Origin of the sequence: Ruegeria marisflavi (assembly GCF_025673445.1) — a bacterium.
Taxonomy (GTDB): domain Bacteria; phylum Pseudomonadota; class Alphaproteobacteria; order Rhodobacterales; family Rhodobacteraceae; genus Ruegeria_B; species Ruegeria_B marisflavi.
Map to the genome: position 1 here is coordinate 1 of NZ_JAOVQN010000065.1, position 1,355 is coordinate 1,355.

The following is a 1,355-nucleotide window of genomic DNA, read 5'->3' on the forward strand; positions in this document are numbered from 1 at the left end:
GGGGTGGATGACGTCTGCACCTAACTGTCGCGCAATGCGGCAGACTACAGATGTTGTCATCTGCTAGGAAAGGAGCCCCATCATGGAAGTTACAACAGTTGGACTGGATCTTGGAAAAGATGTTTTTCAGGTTCATGGAATTAGCGCTGACGGCACGGTTGTTTTCAATCGTTCGATCCGGCGCAGACAATTGCTTAAGTTTTTCGAGACGCTGCCATGCTGCCTTGTCGGCATAGAGGCCTGCGGCTCTGCGCATCATTGGGCGCGTGAACTGGGCGCGATCGGACACGATGTGCGCCTGATGCCTGCCGTCTATGTCAAGCCATACGTCAAACGCGGCAAGACTGACGCTGTCGATGCGGAGGCAATCTGCGAAGCTGTCACCCGACCAACCATGCGATTTGTGGCCGTGAAGTCGAAAGAGCAGCAGGCCCTGTTGACGATGCACCGGGTGCGCCAGTTGGTCGTTCGCCAAAAGACCCAGATGCTGAACGTGATCCGCGGTCTTCTTCGCGAGTTTGGCCATGTGATCTGAAACCGACCGGTTGCAGCGATGCGCTTCGTTAGGACGTTCCAAGCCGATGACTATCCGGACATCCCGGACGTGGCGAAGAGCATGCTCAAGACGCTCTGCGATCAGGTTGTCGATCTCGACGAGCGTGTGACGTTTTACGACAAGCTGATCGAATATCATTCCAGGATCGATGAGCGTGCCAAACGCATCAGGACAGTACCCGGCGTTGGCCCCATCACCGCCTCGGCCATTGTCGCCACCATCGGCGACGGTAGGCAGTTCAAGAACGGGCGCGAGTTTGCCGCTTGGCTCGGGCTTACGCCACTGAACAGGTCGAGCGGCGGCAAGGAACGTCTGGGCCGGATCAGCAAAAAGGGTGACCGATACATACGACGATTGCTGGTGATTGGCATGACCTCTCAGGTGCAGCGGGCCCGGGGCTATCCAGAACGTGTGCATCCCTGGATCATGCAACTGCTGGAACGCAAACCCATGCGCCTCGCAACCATTGCAATGGCCAACAAGACAGCCAGGATCATCTGGGCGATCCTCACCAAGGGAACATATTACCGGCAATCAGCTGCATAACGGAGGAGCAGAACAAAACCGAATTGCAAGACGAATGCTATGATGGCACGTGCGGTCATCCGAGAACCCGCGAACCCGAGCTTTGTCCTGAACTTTCAGGTTCGCGTCGCCGATTGGGTCCAGGTTCACGGAACCCATCAAGGCCAGCGGTTATATCAAAAGCCGCGATCATAGGCCGGACACAGGACTGTACTGACCAGCCGCGCAATCAGAGCATTTTTTCCTTGCAAAGCAGACGTCATACACACAGGAC

Annotated in this window: 1 pseudogene; it reads left to right on the forward strand. The window is 56.2% G+C overall.

What is annotated here, in order from left to right:
* Nucleotides 1-82: 82 nt before the first annotated feature.
* A pseudogene (locus OEZ49_RS22970) lies at nt 83-1,102 on the forward strand (IS110 family transposase).
* Nucleotides 1,103-1,355 lie beyond the last annotated feature (253 nt).